This window comes from Streptomyces mexicanus (assembly GCF_902506575.1).
Taxonomy (GTDB): Bacteria; Actinomycetota; Actinomycetes; order Streptomycetales; family Streptomycetaceae; genus Streptomyces; species Streptomyces mexicanus.
Map to the genome: position 1 here is coordinate 4,347,283 of NZ_LR732544.1, position 22,757 is coordinate 4,370,039.

The 22,757-nt window shown below is 68.4% G+C and carries 13 protein-coding genes; 7 read left to right on the forward strand and 6 right to left on the reverse strand.

The window, feature by feature from the left end; all coding sequences use genetic code 11:
- Positions 1 to 576 precede the first annotated feature (576 nt).
- Together rpoB and GV126_RS19510 are read left to right on the forward strand one after the other, a co-directional pair.
- On the forward strand, positions 577 to 4,062 hold the full coding sequence (gene rpoB, locus GV126_RS19505) for a DNA-directed RNA polymerase subunit beta (protein WP_028420790.1): 3,486 nt from the start codon (positions 577 to 579) through the stop codon (positions 4,060 to 4,062).
- 94 nt (positions 4,063 to 4,156) lie between these two features.
- The gene (locus GV126_RS19510; RefSeq protein WP_159668490.1) at positions 4,157 to 8,056 is read left to right on the forward strand and encodes a DNA-directed RNA polymerase subunit beta'; all 3,900 of its coding nucleotides are present in this window, start codon (positions 4,157 to 4,159) and stop codon (positions 8,054 to 8,056) included.
- Positions 8,057 to 8,111: 55 nt separating this feature from the next.
- Here the strand turns inward: GV126_RS19510 and GV126_RS19515 are convergent, their stop codons facing one another.
- The 6 genes from GV126_RS19515 to GV126_RS19540 all read right to left on the reverse strand — a co-directional run bounded on the left by GV126_RS19515 (position 8,112) and on the right by GV126_RS19540 (position 14,312).
- A complete protein-coding gene (locus GV126_RS19515) occupies positions 8,112 to 9,065 on the reverse strand; it encodes a M48 family metalloprotease (protein ID WP_159668492.1) in 954 nt (317 codons plus the stop codon).
- A 45-nt stretch (positions 9,066 to 9,110) separates the two neighbouring features.
- Positions 9,111 to 9,629 (reverse strand): Pycsar system effector family protein, encoded by a 519-nt coding sequence (locus GV126_RS19520; RefSeq protein ID WP_159668495.1) that lies wholly within the window; start codon positions 9,627 to 9,629, stop codon positions 9,111 to 9,113.
- The gene (locus tag GV126_RS19525) at positions 9,626 to 10,597 is read right to left on the reverse strand and encodes a hypothetical protein (protein WP_159668497.1); all 972 of its coding nucleotides are present in this window, start codon (positions 10,595 to 10,597) and stop codon (positions 9,626 to 9,628) included. Before GV126_RS19525 ends, GV126_RS19520 begins: the two co-directional genes overlap by 4 nt.
- A gap of 21 nt (positions 10,598 to 10,618) precedes the next feature.
- Positions 10,619 to 12,733 carry a hypothetical protein gene (locus GV126_RS19530; RefSeq protein ID WP_159668500.1) on the reverse strand — a complete coding sequence of 705 codons (2,115 nt, stop codon included), beginning with the start codon at positions 12,731 to 12,733 and terminating at the stop codon, positions 10,619 to 10,621.
- Positions 12,730 to 13,470, reverse strand: a complete 741-nt coding sequence (locus tag GV126_RS19535; protein WP_159668503.1) for a hypothetical protein — start codon at positions 13,468 to 13,470, stop codon at positions 12,730 to 12,732. The genes GV126_RS19530 and GV126_RS19535 overlap by 4 nt, the downstream gene beginning before the upstream one ends.
- A gap of 125 nt (positions 13,471 to 13,595) precedes the next feature.
- Positions 13,596 to 14,312 (reverse strand): Crp/Fnr family transcriptional regulator, encoded by a 717-nt coding sequence (locus tag GV126_RS19540; protein ID WP_159668506.1) that lies wholly within the window; start codon positions 14,310 to 14,312, stop codon positions 13,596 to 13,598.
- Positions 14,313 to 15,027: 715 nt separating this feature from the next.
- Here GV126_RS19540 and rpsL point away from each other — a divergent pair.
- The 5 genes from rpsL to GV126_RS19565 all read left to right on the forward strand — a co-directional run bounded on the left by rpsL (position 15,028) and on the right by GV126_RS19565 (position 22,731).
- Positions 15,028 to 15,399, forward strand: coding sequence for a 30S ribosomal protein S12 (gene rpsL, locus GV126_RS19545; protein ID WP_003948652.1), 372 nt, complete (start codon positions 15,028 to 15,030; stop codon positions 15,397 to 15,399).
- A 2-nt stretch (positions 15,400 to 15,401) separates the two neighbouring features.
- A complete protein-coding gene (gene rpsG / locus GV126_RS19550; RefSeq protein ID WP_028420788.1) occupies positions 15,402 to 15,872 on the forward strand; it encodes a 30S ribosomal protein S7 in 471 nt (156 codons plus the stop codon).
- A 39-nt stretch (positions 15,873 to 15,911) separates the two neighbouring features.
- A complete protein-coding gene (gene fusA / locus GV126_RS19555; RefSeq protein ID WP_159668509.1) occupies positions 15,912 to 18,038 on the forward strand; it encodes an elongation factor G in 2,127 nt (708 codons plus the stop codon).
- 166 nt (positions 18,039 to 18,204) lie between these two features.
- Positions 18,205 to 19,398, forward strand: coding sequence for an elongation factor Tu (gene tuf / locus GV126_RS19560; RefSeq protein WP_028420786.1), 1,194 nt, complete (start codon positions 18,205 to 18,207; stop codon positions 19,396 to 19,398).
- 192 nt (positions 19,399 to 19,590) lie between these two features.
- The gene (locus GV126_RS19565) at positions 19,591 to 22,731 is read left to right on the forward strand and encodes a glycosyl hydrolase 115 family protein (protein WP_159668512.1); all 3,141 of its coding nucleotides are present in this window, start codon (positions 19,591 to 19,593) and stop codon (positions 22,729 to 22,731) included.
- The last annotated feature ends 26 nt before the right edge of the window (positions 22,732 to 22,757 follow it).

A 22,757-nucleotide genomic window follows, 5' to 3' on the forward strand; every position in this document is an offset into this window, starting at 1 on the left:
GGAAAAACACTCCGCGCGGGCTGTAACGCGAGCGCACCGAGGAGCGATCATCCATCCGGGTGGTCGCTCTTCGGCGTTCCCGGGGGTGGCTGTGGCGGCCTTGCACCCGCGACCGGGAGGGGTATGGTGATCTTCGTCGTGCCCCGGAGGGCCTCGGGAGGCAGGCCGCACGTGACGACGGCAGCGTCCGGCTCGGGGATGGGGGGCCTTGACGAACTGCACGCAGCGCGCAATTCTCAGGACGCGTCGTCACAAGGATCCGAATCCGAGGCATGGATCGACGGCGAAGAGGGCAGTATCAACGTGCGTTGAGGGCGGCATGCCGCAGGCGGTGACGACAACGAGGGTCTCAAACAACCCGCACTGGACATCAGTGGGCCAAGTGGCTACACTGACCCTTTGCGCTGCCTGTTAGCTGTCCCCTGCCCGTCACCAGGGGCATGCCCTCACTCGAGCATCGACGACCGGATCACGTCTGACCTGGCATTTAGGCCACATCAGGCACCGTCTGGCCCGGTGAGCGGGGGAGGGGCCGGTACGCGCGTAGTGAGTCCGAGCCCTCGGAAGGACCCCCTCTTGGCCGCCTCGCGCACTGCCTCGACCGCGAATACGAACAACGGCGCCAGCACCGCCCCGCTGCGCATCTCCTTTGCAAAGATCAAGGAGCCCCTCGAGGTTCCGAACCTTCTCGCGCTCCAGACCGAGAGCTTCGACTGGCTGCTCGGCAACGACGCGTGGAAGGCTCGCGTCGAGGAGGCTCTCGAGAACGGTCAGGACGTTCCCACCAAGTCCGGCCTCGAGGAGATCTTCGAGGAGATCTCCCCGATCGAGGACTTCTCGGGGTCGATGTCGCTGACCTTCCGCGACCACCGCTTCGAGCCGCCGAAGAACTCGATCGACGAGTGCAAGGAGCGCGACTTCACCTACGCCGCGCCGCTCTTCGTCACGGCCGAGTTCACCAACAACGAGACCGGCGAGATCAAGTCCCAGACCGTCTTCATGGGCGACTTCCCGCTCATGACGAACAAGGGCACCTTCGTCATCAACGGCACCGAGCGTGTCGTGGTGTCGCAGCTGGTCCGTTCCCCCGGTGTCTACTTCGACTCCACCATCGACAAGACGTCCGACAAGGACATCTTCTCCGCCAAGATCATCCCCTCCCGGGGCGCCTGGCTGGAGATGGAGATCGACAAGCGCGACATGGTCGGTGTCCGCATCGACCGCAAGCGCAAGCAGTCCGTCACCGTCCTGCTGAAGGCGCTCGGCTGGACCAACGAGCAGATCCTCGAGGAGTTCGGCGAGTACGAGTCGATGCGCGCCACCCTGGAGAAGGACCACACCCAGGGCCAGGACGACGCGCTGCTCGACATCTACCGGAAGCTCCGCCCGGGCGAGCCCCCCACGCGCGAGGCCGCCCAGACGCTGCTGGAGAACCTCTACTTCAACCCCAAGCGCTACGACCTCGCCAAGGTCGGCCGCTACAAGGTCAACAAGAAGCTGGGTACGGACACCCCGCTGGACGCGGGCATCCTGACCGTCGAGGACATCATCGCGACGATCAAGTACCTGGTGAAGCTGCACGCCGGCGAGACCGAGACGGTCGGTGACAACGGCCAGTCCGTGGTCGTCGAGACCGACGACATCGACCACTTCGGCAACCGCCGCCTGCGCAGCGTCGGCGAGCTCATCCAGAACCAGGTCCGCACGGGTCTGGCGCGGATGGAGCGCGTCGTGCGCGAGCGCATGACCACGCAGGACGTCGAGGCGATCACGCCGCAGACCCTGATCAACATCCGGCCGGTCGTCGCCTCCATCAAGGAGTTCTTCGGCACCAGCCAGCTGTCGCAGTTCATGGACCAGAACAACCCGCTGTCTGGTCTCACGCACAAGCGTCGTCTCTCGGCGCTCGGCCCCGGTGGTCTCTCCCGTGAGCGGGCCGGCTTCGAGGTCCGTGACGTGCACCCCTCGCACTACGGCCGCATGTGCCCGATCGAGACGCCGGAAGGCCCGAACATCGGTCTGATCGGCTCGCTCGCCACCTACGGCCGGGTCAACGCGTTCGGCTTCGTCGAGACGCCGTACCGCAAGGTCGTCGACGGCCAGGTCACCGACCAGGTCGACTACCTGACGGCCGACGAGGAGGACCGCTTCGTCATCGCGCAGGCCAACGCCGTCCTCAGCGACGACCTGCGCTTCGCCGAGAGCCGCGTCCTGGTCCGCCGCCGTGGCGGCGAGGTCGACTACGTCAGCCCCGAGGACGTCGACTACATGGACGTCTCGCCGCGCCAGATGGTGTCGGTCGCGACCGCCATGATCCCGTTCCTGGAGCACGACGACGCCAACCGTGCCCTCATGGGCGCGAACATGATGCGCCAGGCCGTTCCGCTGATCCAGGCGGAGGCCCCGCTCGTCGGCACCGGCATGGAGTACCGCTCCGCCGTCGACGCCGGCGACGTCGTCAAGGCCGAGAAGGCCGGTGTGGTCCAGGAGGTCTCCGCGGACTACATCACCACCGCCAACGACGACGGCACGTACATCACGTACCGCCTGGCCAAGTTCGCCCGCTCCAACCAGGGCACCTCCGTCAACCAGAAGGTCATCGTCAACGAGGGCGACCGCGTCGTCGTCGGCCAGGTGCTCGCCGACGGCCCGGCCACCCAGAACGGCGAGATGGCCCTCGGCAAGAACCTGCTGGTCGCGTTCATGCCGTGGGAGGGTCACAACTACGAGGACGCGATCATCCTGTCGCAGCGCCTCGTGCAGGACGACGTCCTCTCCTCGATCCACATCGAGGAGCACGAGGTCGACGCCCGTGACACCAAGCTCGGTCCCGAGGAGATCACCCGGGACATCCCGAACGTCTCCGAGGAGGTCCTCGCCGACCTCGACGAGCGCGGCATCATCCGCATCGGTGCCGAGGTCATCGCCGGCGACATCCTCGTCGGCAAGGTCACCCCGAAGGGTGAGACCGAGCTGACGCCGGAGGAGCGCCTGCTGCGCGCGATCTTCGGTGAGAAGGCCCGTGAGGTCCGTGACACCTCGCTGAAGGTGCCGCACGGCGAGACCGGCAAGGTCATCGGCGTGCGCGTCTTCGACCGCGAGGAGGGCGACGAGCTGCCGCCGGGCGTGAACCAGCTGGTCCGCGTCTACGTCGCGCAGAAGCGCAAGATCACCGACGGTGACAAGCTCGCCGGCCGCCACGGCAACAAGGGTGTCATCTCCAAGATCCTGCCGATCGAGGACATGCCGTTCCTGGAGGACGGCACCCCGGTCGACATCATCCTCAACCCGCTGGGTGTGCCGTCCCGAATGAACCCGGGACAGGTATTGGAGATCCACCTCGGCTGGCTCGCCAGCCAGGGCTGGGACGTCTCCGGTCTCGCCGACGAGTGGGCGCAGCGCCTGCAGTCCATCGGCGCCGACCGGGTCGAGCCCCGTACCAACGTGGCGACCCCGGTCTTCGACGGCGCCCGCGAGGACGAGCTGGCCGGTCTGCTGGAGAACACCCTGCCCAACCGCGACGGCGACCGCATGGTCCTGCCGTCCGGCAAGGCCCGGCTGTTCGACGGCCGTTCCGGTGAGCCGTTCCCGGACCCGATCTCGGTCGGCTACATGTACATCCTGAAGCTGCACCACCTGGTCGACGACAAGCTGCACGCCCGCTCGACCGGTCCGTACTCGATGATCACCCAGCAGCCGCTGGGTGGTAAGGCCCAGTTCGGTGGCCAGCGGTTCGGTGAGATGGAGGTGTGGGCACTCGAGGCCTACGGTGCCGCCTACGCCCTCCAGGAGCTGCTGACCATCAAGTCCGACGACGTCACCGGCCGTGTGAAGGTCTACGAGGCGATCGTCAAGGGCGAGAACATCCCCGAGCCCGGCATCCCCGAGTCCTTCAAGGTCCTCATCAAGGAGATGCAGTCTCTCTGCCTGAACGTGGAGGTGCTGTCCAGCGACGGTATGTCCATCGAGATGCGCGACACCGACGAGGATGTCTTCCGCGCTGCGGAGGAGCTCGGCATCGACCTGTCCCGGCGCGAGCCGAGCAGCGTCGAAGAGGTCTGACGGGAGTCCGGCGGGCCTGCCACCAAGGCCCGCCGACCCCGGTGACCCCCGTACAGACCCAAAGACTTACGACCCTGAGAGGGATTGACGCATAGTGCTCGACGTCAACTTCTTCGACGAGCTCCGGATCGGCCTGGCCACCGCTGACGACATCCGTCAGTGGAGCCACGGCGAGGTCAAGAAGCCCGAGACCATCAACTACCGCACCCTGAAGCCGGAAAAGGACGGACTCTTCTGCGAGAAGATCTTCGGCCCCACCCGGGACTGGGAGTGCTACTGCGGCAAGTACAAGCGCGTCCGCTTCAAGGGCATCATCTGCGAGCGCTGTGGCGTTGAGGTCACCCGCGCCAAGGTGCGCCGTGAGCGGATGGGCCACATCGAACTGGCCGCTCCCGTCACGCACATCTGGTACTTCAAGGGCGTCCCGTCGCGCCTGGGTTACCTGCTCGACCTGGCCCCGAAGGACCTGGAGAAGGTCATCTACTTCGCGGCGTACATGATCACGTACGTCGACGAGGAGCGCCGGCAGCGCGACCTGCCCTCGCTGGAGGCCCACGTCTCCGTCGAGCGCCAGCAGATCGAGCAGCGCCGCGACGCCGACCTGGAGGCCCGCGCCAAGAAGCTCGAGGCCGACCTGGCCGAGCTGGAGGCCGAGGGCGCCAAGGCCGACGTGCGCCGCAAGGTGCGCGAGAGCGCCGAGCGCGAGATGAAGCAGCTGCGCGACCGTGCCCAGCGCGAGATCGACCGCCTCGACGAGGTCTGGAACCGGTTCAAGAACCTCAAGGTCCAGGACCTGGAGGGCGACGAGCTGCTCTACCGCGAGCTGCGCGACCGCTTCGGCACCTACTTCGACGGCTCGATGGGCGCCGCCGCGCTGCAGAAGCGCCTGGAGTCCTTCGACCTGGAGGCCGAGGCGGAGAAGCTCCGCGAGATCATCCGCACCGGCAAGGGCCAGAAGAAGACCCGTGCCCTGAAGCGGCTGAAGGTCGTCTCCGCGTTCCTGACCACCAACAACAGCCCGAAGGGCATGGTCCTGGACTGCGTCCCGGTCATCCCGCCGGACCTGCGTCCGATGGTGCAGCTGGACGGTGGCCGCTTCGCGACCAGCGACCTGAACGACCTGTACCGCCGTGTCATCAACCGCAACAACCGCCTGAAGCGGCTTCTCGACCTCGGCGCGCCCGAGATCATCGTCAACAACGAGAAGCGCATGCTCCAGGAGGCCGTCGACGCGCTCTTCGACAACGGCCGCCGCGGCCGCCCGGTCACGGGCCCCGGCAACCGTCCGCTGAAGTCGCTGTCCGACATGCTCAAGGGCAAGCAGGGCCGCTTCCGTCAGAACCTGCTCGGCAAGCGTGTCGACTACTCGGCGCGTTCCGTGATCGTCGTCGGTCCGCAGCTGAAGCTGCACCAGTGCGGTCTGCCGAAGGCGATGGCGCTGGAGCTGTTCAAGCCGTTCGTGATGAAGCGCCTGGTCGACCTGAACCACGCGCAGAACATCAAGAGCGCCAAGCGCATGGTCGAGCGCGGCCGCACCGTCGTGTACGACGTCCTCGAAGAGGTCATCGCCGAGCACCCGGTGCTGCTGAACCGTGCGCCCACCCTGCACCGCCTGGGCATCCAGGCCTTCGAGCCGCAGCTGGTCGAGGGCAAGGCCATCCAGATCCACCCGCTCGTGTGCACCGCGTTCAACGCGGACTTCGACGGTGACCAGATGGCCGTGCACCTGCCGCTGTCCGCGGAGGCGCAGGCCGAGGCCCGCATCCTGATGCTGTCCTCGAACAACATCCTCAAGCCCGCCGACGGCCGGCCGGTGACGATGCCGACCCAGGACATGGTCCTCGGTCTGTACTTCCTCACCACCGACCACGAGGGCCGCGACGTCAAGGGCGAGGGCCGTTCCTTCACATCCGTGGCGGAGGCGATCATGGCCTTCGACGCGGGTGAGCTGTCCCTGCAGGCCCCGGTCGACATCCGCTTCCCGGTGGGCACCATCCCGCCGCGCGGCTGGACGCCGCCGGCCCGCGAGGAGGGCGAGCCGGAGTGGCAGCAGGGCGACCCCTTCCGTCTGCGCACCACCCTGGGCCGCGCGCTCTTCAACGAGCTGCTGCCCGAGGACTACCCGTTCGTCGACTTCGAGGTCGGCAAGAAGCAGCTCTCCGAGATCGTCAACGACCTCGCCGAGCGCTACCCGAAGGTCGTCGTGGCGGCCACGCTCGACAACCTCAAGGCGGCCGGCTTCTACTGGGCCACCCGCTCCGGCGTCACCGTCGCCATCTCCGACGTCATCGTCCCCGACGCCAAGCCGGAGATCATCGCCAAGTGGGAGGCGGCGGACGAGAAGGTCCAGAAGCAGTACGAGCGCGGTCTGATCACCAAGGACGAGCGCAGCCAGGAACTCATCGGCATCTGGACCAACGCGACCAACGAGGTCGCCGAGGCCATGACGGGCAACTTCCCGAAGACCAACCCGATCTTCATGATGGTCAACTCGGGTGCCCGAGGAAACATGATGCAGATGCGCCAGATCGCCGGTATCCGTGGTCTGGTGTCGAACGCGAAGAACGAGACCATCCCGCGGCCGATCAAGTCGTCGCTGCGTGAGGGTCTGTCCGTGCTGGAGTACTTCATCGCCACGCACGGTGCCCGTAAGGGTCTCGCCGACACCGCTCTGCGGACCGCCGACTCCGGTTACCTCACCCGGCGTCTGGTGGACGTCTCCCAGGACGTCATCATCCGCGAGCTGGACTGCGGCACCGACCGCGGCCTGCGCCTGAAGATCGCGGAGCGGGACGCCAACGGCGTGCTGCGCAAGGCGGACAACGTCGAGACGTCCGTGTACGCGCGCTGCCTCGCCGAGGACATCGTGGTCGACGGCAAGGTGCTGGCCCCGGCCGGTACCGACCTGGGCGACGTGCTCATCGAGGAGCTGATCCTGCAGGGCGTCGAGGAGGTCAAGACCCGTTCGGTCCTGACCTGCGAGTCCTCGGTCGGCACCTGCGCGATGTGCTACGGCCGCTCGCTGGCCACCGGCAAGCTGGTCGACATCGGTGAGGCGGTCGGCATCATCGCCGCCCAGTCCATCGGTGAGCCCGGTACCCAGCTGACGATGCGTACCTTCCACACCGGTGGTGTGGCCGGTGACGACATCACCCAGGGTCTGCCGCGTGTCGTCGAGCTCTTCGAGGCCCGTACCCCGAAGGGTGTCGCCCCGATCTCCGAGGCGGCCGGCCGGGTCCGCATCGAGGAGACCGAGAAGACCAAGAAGATCATCATCACGCCGGACGACGGCAGCGACGAGACCAGCTACCCGATCTCGAAGCGTGCCCGTCTCCTGGTCAACGAGGGCGACCACGTCGAGGTGGGCCAGAAGCTCACCGTGGGTGCCACCAACCCGCACGACGTGCTGCGCATCCTGGGTCAGCGGGCCGTCCAGGTCCACCTGGTCCAGGAGGTCCAGAAGGTCTACAACTCGCAGGGCGTGTCGATCCACGACAAGCACATCGAGATCATCATCCGGCAGATGCTGCGCCGCGTGACGATCATCGAGTCCGGCGACGCCGAGCTGCTGCCCGGCGAGCTCGTCGAGCGCTCGAAGTTCGAGCAGGAGAACCGTCGTGTGGTCCAGGAGGGCGGCCAGCCCGCCTCCGGCCGTCCGCAGCTGATGGGTATCACCAAGGCCTCGCTGGCCACGGAGTCCTGGCTGTCGGCCGCCTCCTTCCAGGAGACGACCCGAGTCCTGACGGACGCGGCGATCAACGCCAAGTCCGACAGCCTCATCGGCCTGAAGGAGAACGTCATCATCGGTAAGCTCATCCCGGCCGGTACGGGCCTGTCCCGCTACCGCAACATCCGGGTCGAGCCGACCGAGGAGGCCAAGGCCGCGATGTACTCGGCCGTCGGCTACGACGACATCGACTACTCGCCGTTCGGCACCGGCTCCGGCCAGGCCGTTCCGCTGGAGGACTACGACTACGGTCCGTACAACCAGTAAGCGAGCAGCATGAAGGGCGGTCACCCCGGGTTCGGGGTGGCCGCCCTTCGGCGTGTCATCGTCTGTTGTCCACAAGTACCCGCAAGTGGTGGAGGCGGGTGTGGACATCGGGGTGCGACTCCAGCAGGCGTGCGATGAGGCCCTCTTTCTCGAACGGGACGCCCAGGGCCATGGCAGCCGCCCGCTCGGACTCCTCCCGCTCGTGGCTCTCGCGCAGGACGGCCATCAACTCCTGTGCGAAGCCGAGCCGCGCCGCATGGGCGTCGGCCTTGAGCTCGGCTCGCCGTGACACGGCCGCCGCAAGGCAGGGAGTCGCGAGCGGCAGGAGCACCAGGCCGTACGTCGCCGTCGCAAGGGCAACCATGACGGCTCCCACAACTCCGATGATCACGGCGATGACGCCCACAGGGAGATGGTCGCTGTGTCGGGCCAGCCGCCGCAGCAAGCGCCAGGTCAGCCGTGCGGGCTGGGCGTACCAGGAAGTGAGCAGCGATGCCCAGGCATGTCCACCGGTGTGGTGCCCCAGCTCGTGCGCCAGTACCCCAGCCAGCTGGGCGGGCGACAGAGTCCTGAGCGAATGGCTGGTGACCCCGACGAGGTGACCGGCGGCGGCCAGGGCATTGACGTCGTCACCGTCCTCCACCCACAACTGGTAGGCATCACCGTCCACTCCGGCTCGGGCCGTGACCTCGCGCCACACGGACCGTAGTTTCCCGTCCTCCTCGGGAGACGGGAGACGCAGACCGAATAGCTGCCGCGCCAGGAGCCGTTCGCAGGGGCGGTGGAAAGCCAGAGCGCCGCTCAGCACCCAGAGGCCCGACGGGATCCACCACGGCGGGCCGCCCAGGCGGTCCACGGCGTAGGAGATGCCGAGCACGACAGCGAGGCCGGCAAGCACATGCGGCAGGTGGAGCGCCAGCCTGCCGAGGGCGAAGGCGTCCGCGCCGCGCTGACGGGCGGATATGTATCTGCGGCCCGTTCGTGTCGGGAACTCGTCGGACGTGGACATGGTGCCTCCTTCTCGGTGGCCGACGGACACGGGGCGAGGCGTGCATCAGGAAAGGAGCAGCGAGCCGGGCAGCAGGACGGCCGCGAGGCCGAAGGAAGCCAGTCCTGTCCGGATCCATGAGTGCTTGCGGGCTGCGATGGCGCTCGTCTCGGCGAGGGCGAGCAGCACGCCGCAAACGGGATCGCGGCCCGTATCCGTGAGGGCTTCGGCGAGCCGGCCGGCCCGCGCGGCCTGTCGTACGTCGCCGAAGTAAGTCAGCGGACGGCCGGGCGTCCAGTGGACTCTGCCGTACCGGGGCATCACCGCCAGCACCAGCGCACACAGCGCGACGACCAGGCCGGCCGCACCTGCCCACCAGAGGACCGCGGCGGGCCCCGGAAGCAGGCCGGGGCTCCAGTCACGGCTGGTCAGGAGCGCGGCCAGCAGGCCCGCCGAAATGCCGAGCGCGCCGACCAGGACGGTGGCTTTGGCATCGGCACGGCTGATCTCGGCCCGCAGGTCGGCCAGCAGCTCGGCGCCTGCCCGCAGTGCGGGGTCGTGCGGTGCCGTCATGCCGGGGTTCATGCGGGAGACTCCTTGCCGATGCCGGGCGGAGTGGACGGGTCCGTGGTCTGCAGGATGGTCGTCATCCGCTCGGCGACGAGCCTGCGGGGCTCTTCGAGCTGGTACTCCTCCAGGTGCTTTTCCTCCAGGGCTTGGTTGATCAGTGCCACCTGGGTGTCCAGCAACCTGGTCTGGCCGGCCTGGAGATGCTCCAGGACCAGCCGGGTCTCGTCGGGATGCGCCGCCAGGTGCAGGGCGAGTGCGGCGGTGCCGCCCTTGGCCAGGATCAGTTCGTAGAACCTGATCTGCTCGGCCCTGCGCTCGGCTGCGTACCTCTCGCGGCGCAGCGTCGCTTCGTGCTCCGGCTCCACGGCCTCCGCCTCGTGGCGGGCCGTGCGCAGGCGTGCCTGGTGAAGGCGTTCCGCGGCGTCGCGGCGCAGTCGTAGGGAACAGGTGACCTGCAGACCCTGGTCATGGCCGAGCCAGGACGCGTCGTTCACCCGCTTCTGCACCGCCTGCTCTGCCTCGGCGCTTGCCTCGATGGCATGACCGCGGCTGGCGGCGCGCATCAGTGGCAGGAGCTTTCGGGTGAGCAGGCCGGGCACGTCACGTTCCTGGCTGCGGACGAACCGCGCCGCGTCGGTGACGCGCCAGCCGATGTCTGCGGTGACCTCGAACTCGAAGCTGTCGACCGCGCTGGGCAGCGGGACGGTCAGCTGGAAGGCGTGGGGGTCGGTGTTCACCTCGTACACGGCGACATAGCGCCGCACCGATGTGGGGCGGTCGGGGGGCGGGAAGATCTCGTACGCGCCCTTTCGTGTCACACAGACCAAGGCGTGATCGATGCGTCCCGTGAAGCGCCGACCGCCGAGGCGGAAGCGCGGGAGTTGCCAGACGGTGCGAACGGGGTCGGCGTCGGTGTGGGGGGCGGCGTGAGGCAGGGGCTGCTGCTGAAACCAGTCCAATCGGTCTTGCTCTACGTGTTCCACGGTCGGCCTCCGGAATACGGGTCAGTCGAGTGAGAGGCGTTTGGTCAGCCGGGCGGCCGTCGGTGAAACGACTCCCTTGGAGTCGTGGACGGTCTTCAGCAGGTGGCTGACGCGACGGCGGTGGGTGGGCGTGGTGACGAGCGCGGCGAGCAGTGTGGTGAGGTCCGCCTCTGTCCGCGGGTCGTTCTCGGCCCTGCGCACCCAGCCGCGCAGCACGGCGAGGGCCTGCGGGTTGTACTCCCGGTCGGTGAGCAGCGCGTCCCAGAACACGATCAGACGCCGAGCGGTCGTCGCGTCCCCGGCTGCGGCGGCCTGTCCGTACCAGTCGAGGACAGGTGGGCGGTCGCTGTCGTCGCCCTTCGTCTGCTTGCAGGCCTGGAGGAAGGCGAGCAGGGCGTGTGGGCGGACGGCTCGGTCGACGGGGAGAAGCTCGGTCAGTGTGGCCAGTACCGGGTCCCGTACCGCCAGCAGCAGAAGTTCGAGGGCGTCGGCGAGCTGCCGGGTTTCCTCGGGTACCTCGTTGCTTTCGGGGCCGTCCGTGTCCTCGGGGGGCGGTGGCCGGTGCATGGCGTCCAAGAGGGCCGCCAAGGTCTCCTCGTGATGCACCGGGCCGAGCAGACCGAAGGCACGGACGGCCGTCCAACGCCGGCTGTCGATGTCACCGGTGCACCAGTCGTGCAGGATCCGGGAGACAGCCCGCACCCGAAGCAGATACGCCATGGTGAGGGCATTGGCCGCGATCAGCCAGGTATGCGGCTTACGGCTGTCCGCCCACGGCTCGATGAGATGGGCCATGGTGGACGACAGATCCGCCTTGGCGAGCAGTGCGGCGGCCGACGCCGCCCGGGTCCGCACCAGGGGGCGGCGGTCGTCGGCCAGCTCGCGGATCCACTCCGCGAAGGCCGGTCGCGCCGACGGGTGAAGGTTCCACACCTCCGCGAGCAACATGTCCGCCGTCTGCTCGTCCCGGAAGCCGGCGCAGAACGTGCCCTCCAGCGGCCCCCACTCGGTGAGCTCCGCGGTGACGTATCCGTCGGCGTGCGCGAGCCGGAGCCGTTCCTCGCGGGAGCTGCCGAAGACGGGGATCGAAGGTTGGACATGGGGGTCCTGAATCCGGTGCAGCCCTACGAAGAGGCCGTCGGCGAGTTCGGCGGTCACCGCGTAGGGGGCTTTGTCGAGGACGGCGAGGGCGAGGAGAAACGCCTTGTCGTGCAGGTCGGGCTTGTCCTCGGTGAGCCAGCGAGCGACCCGGGCCTCCACGGCGGTTCGGCCGAAGGCGGCGAGATCGTCCAGACCGATCTTTCCCTGGTGATGTGCGACGAGCCGCTGCGCGAACTGCTTGATCTCCTCCGGCGGGTGCTGCCGTTCGAGGAACTCCCGTACGGGCGTCAGCCCGCACAGACCGGGCCAGGCCGCTTCCCCCGTGACCGGGGTGACATGGGCGCGCAGCATGTCCTCGGCCGGCGGGGGCTCCCACCGTACGGCGGTGATGCCGCCCAGTGTGGTCAAGGGCTCGGCGGTGATCACCAGGTGGGCGTCAGCGCGCTCCAGTTGCTCGCGCAAGGCCAGCATCTGGGCCTCGTGCAGGGGGCGGTTCCTGTCGACCGCAAGATCACACAGGATGTATCCGGCCGAGGCATCCACCTGATCGGCCAGCGCGGTGAACGGCGTCCGGGAGTCGATGGACCGTTTCCGGTCGATGCCCAGCCTGTGCAGCAGCATCAGCGCAGCGGAGCGGCGGCCTGTCTCACGGCCGCCGGCCAGGATGACGAGCCGGTCGCTCCGCAGGCGCCCGAGCGCCTCATCGAAGCTGTCGCAGCCGCGGAAGACCGTGGTCAGTGCTTCGATCTCCGCGTGCGGGACCGGTCCGGACAGCGAGCGCTGTGTCTCGGCCCGGCCGCCGAAGTAGAAGTGCTGGTCACCGTAGTGGTAGCCACCCGTCTGGCCGAACTGGTCCCCGTTGACGAGGGAGGAGACGAAGGCAGGGGCGTGCGCGATCAGATCCCGGCGCGCTTCCCATGCGCCCTGTCGCGGCTGCTCCTGGCCGTCGGTCGCCTCGTCCTGCCTCTTCTTCTCGCTTTCCTGGGTCGGCTCATCGACGACCTTCGGCGTGCCGGCGGTTTCCGCCTGGCTCATCGGCGTTCGTCCCGCACCGAACGGGTGAAGTCGAAGTGCTGGTCGCCGTGGAGTGTGCCGCCCGCCTGACCGTACTGATCACCGTTGATGTGGACGACGTGGTGGGCGGGCAAGGGGGTGTCGGAGACCGGAGCGGCTCCCGTCGGCGTGTCGAGGCTTTTCGTTGCGCGCGGCTCGCCGTGCAGCCACGCCACGGTCGGGCCCTCCTTCGTCGGCACCGTGATGCGGTGGAAGTCGCCCGGTCGAACACCGAGCGGACCGTGTCGCACCACACCTTGGTAGATGCCCTCGGACACGCACAGGACGCTGTCGGAGTCCCGCTCCTTGAGGGCGTCGCGCAAGGGATCGGAGTTGAGGAGGCGCACGGCGTGGTTCAGGTCGGAGCCGACCCAGCCGTCCAAGTCGTCCACGGCGACGTAGCCGGAGGACAGGACGATCCGCAGGCGCATCTGGGCGCTGCTGGCGAGCAGGCGGTTTTTGCTCTGCAGGAGGGCAGGCGTCTCGGTCAGCAGCGTTTTCACCAGCGCCGGCACCGAGATGCGCGTGTCGATCAGCTCCATCACGGAGTCGCCTCGGTCCGCGCGCAGATGGGCTGCGTCGTCGACGGAGGCGGCACCGAGGGTGGCATCGGTCACGTCGTACAGCACGCGGCGCAGATACGCCTGCTCCACGTCGTCGCGCGAGCCGTACTGCTCGATGTCGAACAGGAGGATGGTGCGGTTCACGGGGTCGGTCATGGCGGCCTCTCGTGCGTCGGTGTGCCGTTGCCAGCACGATGTCGGTCGAGAGGCACCTGGCACAGGTCGAATGACGTTGACGGAGTGTGACCGTGTGCACAGACAGGCGAGGGGCGGTGTGCCCGTCAGTCGGAGCCGTCCGCTGCGATGCGGCGCAGCACGTCTGGGCGAAGTACGACGAGGCGGCGGCGTCTGGTCGCGACGACATTCCGGGCACGCAGTTCCTTGAGGAGACGTGCCACGGCCTCCCTGGAGGAACCGACCGAGCCGGCGAACTCCTGCTGGCTCAGACCGATGCCCAGTTCGATGCCTTCGGAGGTGCGGTTGCCGTGCGTGCGCATCAGCTCGAGCAGCAGGACAGCCAATCGTTCACGCACGGTGAGGGCGGCCCACTGCAGCCGGCGCCGATCGGTCGACCGCTGGCGGTCGGTGGCCAGGCTCAGCAGTTGCAGCGCCACACGGGCGTTGTCCGACACGAACGCGGTGAAGCGTCCCTGTTCGATCACGACGGCTTCGACCGGGTCCAGGGCCGTCACGGTCGCCGACCGGTGGCGGCCGCTGAGTGCCGCGCCCTCGCCGATGATGTCGCCGGGCCCGCGCAGTGCGAGCAGGGCCTCGTAGCCGTTGGCCGCGAGCGCTGTGACCTTCGTCCAGCCGTGCAGCAGGAGAAGGACATGGGCGGAGGGTTCGTCCTGGTGCATCAAGGCGCTGCGGGCTGGATAGCGCAGCGGCCGGCCGATGGCCAGCAGGGCGATCCGGTCTTCCTTCTCCAGCCGGGCGAGGAAGGGAACGGCGTCGTCGAACCCGTCGTCGTCCCATGCGCGTGTGCGTCCGCCGATCACCCGCCACCCCCGTTCACCTGTGCCGACGCGGTCACCGCCGCAACCCGTCAACGTACTTGAAATGACCATGTGGGAAACGGGCGACAATCGGCCGCGGTGGCCGACGTCTTTCTCTGGTGGATCCGGGTGCGCCTGGTGCCGCGGTCGTGCCGAGCGCGCCGGTTCGGCGCATCATGGAGAGACGCCTGCGCTTCGGGGAGGTGCTCGTGTCGCAGTCGTCGTATCCGTGGCAGCCCTGGCGGCCCGGGCCGCAGCGGTGCCGGGGATGCTCGCGGCGCCGGCGCTCACCGGTTGTGTCCTGGGGTGGTTGGCCACCGCCGGTTGGACACTCGTGGTGGTCCTGCCGGCGGTCGTCCCGGTGGCCGTCGGCTGACCTGGGCACAGGGGCGTGAGAGCAGTGTTCGAAGCGGACCGTGGCCGCCGATTCGAAGATCACGTGGGCTCGGCGGTCTTGATCTGCCCCGCGGAACGACGTGGGCGATGCCCATTTGTTTTGACCACAGCGTATGAGGTAGGTACGCTCAGACCTTGTGCCTGGGGTGTGCCTTGGCTCTCTTGCGTGCCTTCAACCGCATCGGAGCTGTGACCGGCCACCGCAATCTGCGCCTCTTTCTGCCTAGCGGCGGGAGTCCGCGGGATTCGACACACCCGACCGCGTGGGTCGGCGAAGTTCCAGGTTAGCTGTACCCATCGGCACACAGAAACCGGAGAAGTAGTGCCTACGATCCAGCAGCTGGTCCGTAAGGGCCGGCAGGACAAGGTCGAGAAGAACAAGACGCCCGCACTCGAGGGTTCCCCCCAGCGTCGCGGCGTCTGCACGCGTGTGTTCACGACCACCCCGAAGAAGCCGAACTCGGCCCTCCGCAAGGTCGCGCGTGTGCGTCTGACCAGCGGCATCGAGGTCACGGCCTACATTCCGGGTGAGGGACACAACCTGCAGGAGCACTCCATCGTGCTCGTGCGCGGCGGCCGTGTGAAGGACCTGCCGGGTGTTCGCTACAAGATCATCCGTGGCTCGCTCGACACCCAGGGTGTCAAGAACCGCAAGCAGGCTCGCAGCCGTTACGGCGCCAAGAAGGAGAAGTAAGAATGCCTCGTAAGGGCCCCGCCCCGAAGCGCCCGGTCATCATCGACCCGGTCTACGGCTCTCCTCTGGTGACCAGCCTGATCAACAAGGTGCTGCTGAACGGCAAGCGCTCCACCGCCGAGCGCATCGTCTACGGCGCCATGGAGGGCCTGCGTGACAAGACGGGCAACGACCCGGTCATCACGCTCAAGCGCGCTCTGGAGAACATCAAGCCGACCCTCGAGGTCAAGTCCCGCCGTGTCGGTGGCGCCACCTACCAGGTGCCGGTCGAGGTCAAGCCCGGCCGCGCCAACACGCTGGCCCTGCGCTGGCTGGTCGGTTACGCCCGCGCCCGTCGCGAGAAGACCATGACCGAGCGTCTGCTCAACGAGCTCCTCGACGCCTCCAACGGCCTCGGCGCCGCTGTGAAGAAGCGCGAGGACACCCACAAGATGGCCGAGTCCAACAAGGCCTTCGCGCACTACCGCTGGTAGTCGCTTCCCCATCGAGAACCGAGAGAAGACTGAAGCCTTATGGCTACCACTTCACTTGACCTGGCCAGGGTGCGCAACATCGGCATCATGGCCCACATCGACGCGGGCAAGACGACCACCACCGAGCGGATCCTGTTCTACACCGGTCGGTCGTACAAGATCGGTGAGGTCCACGACGGCGCTGCCACCATGGACTGGATGGAGCAGGAGCAGGAGCGTGGCATCACGATCACCTCTGCTGCCACCACCTGCCACTGGCCGCTGGAGAACGTCGACCACACCATCAACATCATCGACACCCCGGGCCACGTCGACTTCACCGTCGAGGTGGAGCGCTCGCTGCGCGTGCTCGACGGTGCGGTGACGGTGTTCGACGGCGTCGCCGGCGTCGAGCCCCAGTCCGAGACGGTGTGGCGTCAGGCGGACCGCTACGGCGTGCCGCGCATCTGCTTCGTGAACAAGCTGGACCGCACCGGTGCCGAGTTCCACCGCTGCGTCGACATGATCTCCGACCGTCTGGGTGCCCAGCCGCTGGTCATGCAGCTGCCGATCGGTGCCGAGGCGGACTTCAAGGGCGTCGTCGACCTGGTCCGCATGAAGGCCCTGGTGTGGTCCGCCGAGGCCGCCAAGGGCGAGATGTACGACGTCGTCGACATCCCGGACACGCACGCCGAGGCCGCCGAGGAGTGGCGCGGCAAGCTGGTCGAGGCCGTCGCCGAGAACGACGAAGAGATGATGGAGCTGTACCTGGAGGGCCAGGAGCCCACCGAGGAGCAGCTGTACGCGGCGATCCGCCGTATCACCATCGCCTCCGGCAAGGGCCAGGGCACCACGGTGACCCCGGTCTTCTGCGGCACCGCGTTCAAGAACAAGGGTGTCCAGCCGCTGCTCGACGCGGTCGTGCGCTACCTGCCGTCCCCGGTCGACATCGAGGCCATCGAGGGCCACGACGTCAAGGACCCGGAGACGGTGATCAAGCGCAAGCCGTCCGACGACGAGCCGCTCGCCGCCCTCGCGTTCAAGATCATGAGCGACCCGCACCTGGGCAAGCTCACCTTCGTCCGCGTGTACTCCGGCCGCCTGGAGTCCGGCACCGCCGTGCTGAACTCCGTCAAGGGCCGCAAGGAGCGCATCGGCAAGATCTACCGCATGCACGCCAACAAGCGTGAGGAGATCGAGTCGGTGGGCGCCGGCGACATCGTCGCCGTCATGGGTCTGAAGCAGACCACGACCGGTGAGACGCTGTGCGACGAGAAGAACCCGGTGATCCTGGAGTCCATGGACTTCCCGGCGCCGGTCATCGAGGTCGCGATCGAGCCCAAGTCCAAGGGTGACCAGGAGAAGCTGGGTGTCGCCATCCAGCGTCTCGCGGAGGAGGACCCCTCCTTCCAGGTGCACACCAACGAGGAGACCGGCCAGACCGTCATCGGCGGTATGGGCGAGCTGCACCTCGAGGTGCTCGTCGACCGCATGAAGCGCGAGTTCAAGGTCGAGGCCAACGTCGGCAAGCCGCAGGTCGCGTACCGCGAGACGATCCGCAAGTCGGTCGAGAAGGTCGAGTACACCCACAAGAAGCAGACCGGTGGTACCGGTCAGTTCGGTAGGGTCATCATCTCGATCGAGCCGATCGAGAGCGGCGACACGGCCTACGAGTTCGTCAACCAGGTCACCGGTGGCCGCATCCCGAAGGAGTACATCCCCTCGGTGGACGCCGGCTGCCAGGAGGCCATGCAGTTCGGCATCCTCGCCGGTTACGAGATGACCGGTGTGCGCGTGACGCTGCTCGACGGTGCCTACCACGAGGTGGACTCCTCCGAGCTGGCGTTCAAGATCGCCGGTTCGCAGGCCTTCAAGGAGGCCGCGCGCAAGGCCAGCCCGGTTCTCCTCGAGCCGATGATGGCCGTCGAGGTCACCACGCCCGAGGACTACATGGGCGACGTCATCGGCGACATCAACTCCCGCCGTGGCCAGATCCAGGCCATGGAGGAGCGGGCGGGTGCCCGCGTCGTGAAGGGCCTCGTGCCCCTCTCGGAGATGTTCGGCTACGTCGGAGACCTCCGCAGCAAGACGTCGGGTCGCGCAAGCTACTCGATGCAGTTCGACTCCTACGCCGAGGTTCCGCGGAACGTCGCCGAGGAGATCATCGCGAAGGCCAAGGGCGAGTAACTCACCCGCGTTCCAGCCCTTAGGCTTGACTCCGGAGCCTCGTGGGGCATTCCGGCCGGAACCGTGAGGAACCGGCCGGTATGCCCCGGGACTCCGGGCCATCCAGCAAAGATCACCTGGCGCCGATGAAGTAAGGCGTACAGAACCACTCCACAGGAGGACCCCAGTGGCGAAGGCGAAGTTCGAGCGGACTAAGCCGCACGTCAACATCGGCACCATCGGTCACATCGACCACGGTAAGACGACCCTCACGGCCGCCATTACCAAGGTGCTGCACGACGCGTACCCGGAGCTGAACGAGGCCACCCCGTTCGACAACATCGACAAGGCTCCCGAGGAGCGCCAGCGCGGTATCACCATCTCCATCGCGCACGTCGAGTACCAGACCGAGGCGCGTCACTACGCCCACGTCGACTGCCCGGGTCACGCGGACTACATCAAGAACATGATCACCGGTGCCGCCCAGATGGACGGCGCGATCCTGGTGGTCGCCGCCACCGACGGCCCGATGCCGCAGACCAAGGAGCACGTGCTCCTGGCCCGCCAGGTCGGCGTTCCGTACATCGTCGTCGCCCTGAACAAGGCCGACATGGTGGACGACGAGGAGATCCTGGAGCTCGTCGAGCTCGAGGTCCGTGAGCTGCTCACCGAGTACGAGTTCCCGGGCGACGACGTCCCGGTCGTCAAGGTCTCGGCGCTGAAGGCGCTCGAGGGCGACGCCCAGTGGACCCAGTCCGTCCTGGACCTGATGAACGCCGTCGACACCGCGATCCCGGAGCCGGAGCGCGACGTCGACAAGCCGTTCCTGATGCCGATCGAGGACGTCTTCACCATCACCGGTCGCGGTACGGTCGTCACCGGCCGTATCGAGCGCGGTGTCCTCAAGGTGAACGAGGAAGTCGAGATCATCGGCATCAAGCCGGAGAAGACCAAGACCACGGTCACCGGCATCGAGATGTTCCGCAAGCTGCTCGACGAGGGCCAGGCCGGTGAGAACGTCGGTCTGCTGCTCCGCGGCATCAAGCGCGAGGACGTCGAGCGCGGCCAGGTCATCATCAAGCCGGGCTCGGTCACCCCGCACACCGAGTTCGAGGCGCAGGCCTACATCCTGTCCAAGGACGAGGGTGGCCGCCACACGCCGTTCTTCAACAACTACCGCCCGCAGTTCTACTTCCGTACGACGGACGTGACCGGCGTGGTGACCCTCCCCGAGGGCACCGAGATGGTCATGCCGGGTGACAACACCGAGATGAAGGTGGAGCTCATCCAGCCCGTCGCCATGGAGGAGGGCCTGAAGTTCGCCATCCGTGAGGGTGGTCGGACCGTCGGCGCCGGCCAGGTCACCAAGATCATCAAGTAATCCTTGATGGCCTGACCTGGTAGCTCCTGCGAGCACCGCCAAGGGGCCCGTACGACCTCGGTCGTACGGGCCCCTTCGGCATGTCGCGCCACGGTCGAAACTATTCGGCCCGTACGACCCCTGGTCCCCGGCGGTCACGGCACCCACTATTTGTCATGCCGCTTATCAAATTGTGGGTGAGAGGGGTCTGCCATGTCTGTGCACGTCAGCCGCAGAGCCGTCCTGGGGGCCGGTCTGGCCGCGGTGCCGGCGGTGTCCGCGGTGTCGTCGGCCGTCGCGCTGCCGGCGCCGTCCGCGTGGGCGGCGGGCGAGCAGGACGCGTCCGGCCTGCGGGTGACCGACCCGGGGGCGTACGTCTCCTTCGCCGCCCACCGCCCGCACCCGGGCGCCTTCCCCCTGGTCGGCGCCCCGGTCCTGGTGAGCGACGACGACCATCCGGGGGTGGTCCGGGCCGCCGAGGACCTGCGCGCCGACCTCGCCCGCGTCACCGGCCGACGCCCCGGCAGCACGGTCGCCCGCTTCGCCGTCCTCGTCGGCACCCTCGGCCGCAGCCGCCTGGTCGACTCCCTGGTGGCCTCCGGGAAGCTGGACGTCACGGGCGTGCGCGGCCGCTGGGAGACCTCGCTGCAGACCGTGGTCGACCACCCGATGCCCGGGGTCGAACAGGCCCTGGTCATCGCGGGCAGCGACCCGCGCGGCACGATCTTCGGGGCCTACGACGTCTCGTACGGCATCGGCGTCTCCCCCTGGTACTGGTGGGACGACGTGCCGCCGGTCCACCGCGACCACCTCTGGATCCTCCCCGGCCGCCACACCCAGGGCACCCCGGCCGTGAAGTACCGCGGGGTGTTCCTCAACGACGAGAACCCGGCGCTCGGCACGTGGGCGCCCGCCTACTTCGGCCCCGGCAAGGCCGAGGGCTACCCCGGCGGCTTCACCGCCGACTTCTACGCCAAGGTCTTCGAACTCCTGCTCCGCCTCAAGGCCAACTACCTCTGGCCGGCGGTGTGGGGCCGGGCCTTCGCCGAGGACGACCCCGACAACCACCGGCGCGCCGCGGAGTACGGCATCGTCATGGGCACCTCCCACGAGGCGCCGATGATGCGCGGCATCGAGGAGTGGAACCGGCATGCCACGCCCGCCGTGCGCGACGCCTCCGGCGCGATCGTCACCCCGGGCCACGACCCCTACGGCGGCACCGGCGAGTGGTCGTACGTGCGCAACGCCGAGGCGCTGAAGAAGTACTGGCGGGCCGGCCTGCAGCGCATGGTCGACCAGGGCTTCGAGGGGGTCGTCACCCTCGGCATGCGCGGCAACGGCGACACCGGCCTGCCCGACGGCGACGGCATCGAGCTGATGCGGGAGATCATCGCGGAGCAGCGCCGGATCATCGAGGAGGTGACCGGCCGGCCGGCCGCCGAGACCCCCCAGGTGTGGACCCTGTACAAGGAGGTGCAGCGTTACTGGGACCGCGGCCTGCGCGCCCCCGACGACGTCACCGTCGTCCTCACCGACGACAACTGGGGCAACATCCGCAAGCACCCCGACCCCGCCGAGCCCGCCCGCAGCGGCGGCTACGGCCTCTACTACCACTTCGACTACGTCGGCGTCGGCCGCAACTACAAGTGGGTCGACACCGCCAACCTCACCAACACCTGGGACCAGCTCCACCAGGCCCACGCCTTCGGCAACCACGGTCTGTGGGTGGCCAACGTCGGCGATCTGAAGGGCAACGAGCTGCCCACGGAGTTCTTCCTCACCTACGCCTGGGACCCGGACCGCTGGCCGCAGGAGCGGCTGCCGGAGTGGGAGCGGCGCTATGCCCGCCAGAACTTCGGCGAGGACGCCGCCGAGGCGGTCGCACAGATCCTCTCGGAGTACGGCCGCCTGCAGGCCCGCCGCAAACCGGAGCTGCTCAACCGCCGCATCACCGTGCGCGACGGCGAGATCGTCTACGACGACCGGCAGACGCCGTACTACTTCGCCCACCGCGAGCTGGAGCGGGTCACGCAGGAGTGGCGGTCGCTGGCGAGGAAGGCGGACCGGGTGGCCCGCGGACTTCCGCGCGCCGCGCGGGACGCCTGGTTCGAACTGGTCGGCTACGAGGTGGAGGCGACGGCCAACCTCTACGCGCTGCGCGAGGCGGAGTTCACCAACCTCCTCTACGCCCGGCAGGGCCGCGCCGCGACCAACGACCGCGCCCGCCGGGCCGAGGACGGCCTGGCGAAGGACCTGGCCTTGGCCGACCGCTTCAACTCCCAGGTGGCGCACGGCAAGTGGCAGGGCTTCCAGACCCAGCCGCACATCGACTACGGCGACGTGGACCGCTACGGCCCGAACGCGCCCTGGCAGCAGCCGGAGAAGGACAACGTGGCCCTGCCGGACGTGCTGTTCCCGGCGGTGCGGCGGATCGAGCTGCCCGAGGCCGCCGCCCTGGGCGTGTGCGTGGACGGCGCTCACGACGCGGGCCTGTGGTGGCCGGGCGGCGCCGACGGCAGGCAGGCGGAACTGCCCGAGTTCAGCCCGTACCAGAGCCGCCCGCAGCAGTACGTGGAGATCTTCAACCGGGGCCGTACCCCCTTCGACTACCGGGTGGAAACCTCGGCCTCCTGGCTCACGGTGGACCGCCCGCGCGGCCGGGTGACGCAGCAGGTCCGCGTCGAGGTGCGCGTCGACTGGGCGACGCTGCCGGGCGACACGGCGAAGGGCAGTGTGACCGTCACCGGCGCGGGCAGCTCCGTCACCGTCTCCTGCACGGCACGCAGGCCCAACCGGCGCGGCCTGCGCGGCTTCGTCGAGGCCGGCGGCTACGTGGCGATCGACGCCGAGCACCACGACCGCGCGGTGGGCACCTGGCGCCGCCTGGACGGCATCGGCCGGACGACGTCGGGCATGACCCCGTGGCCGGTCACGGCACCGCCGCAGGTCCCGGGGCGTGCGACGTCCGCCCGCCTGGAGTACGAGGTGACGCTGCTGACCCCGCGGCCCGGCGGCGAGGTCACGGTCTGGGCGGAGGTGTCCCCCCGCAACCCGGCCCTGCCGACCGGCGGTGCCCTGCGCTACGCGGTCTCCTTCGACGACGCGCCACCGCAGACCGTGGACATCATCGCCGCCACGGGCTCCGACGACGGGACCATGAACGTCCCGTGGGCGCGCAACACCTCCGACAACGTCAACCGCACCGCGACGCGGCACAGGCTCGCCGGGCCGGGCACCCACCGCCTGAAATTCTGGGCGGTGGACCCCACGATGGTCGTGCAGCGGCTGCTGATCGACACGGGCGGGCTGCCGGAGACGTACCTGGGACCGGCGGAGAGCAAGCGGGTCCGCTGAGGCGGGTGGACGGCGGGGGGCCGGCC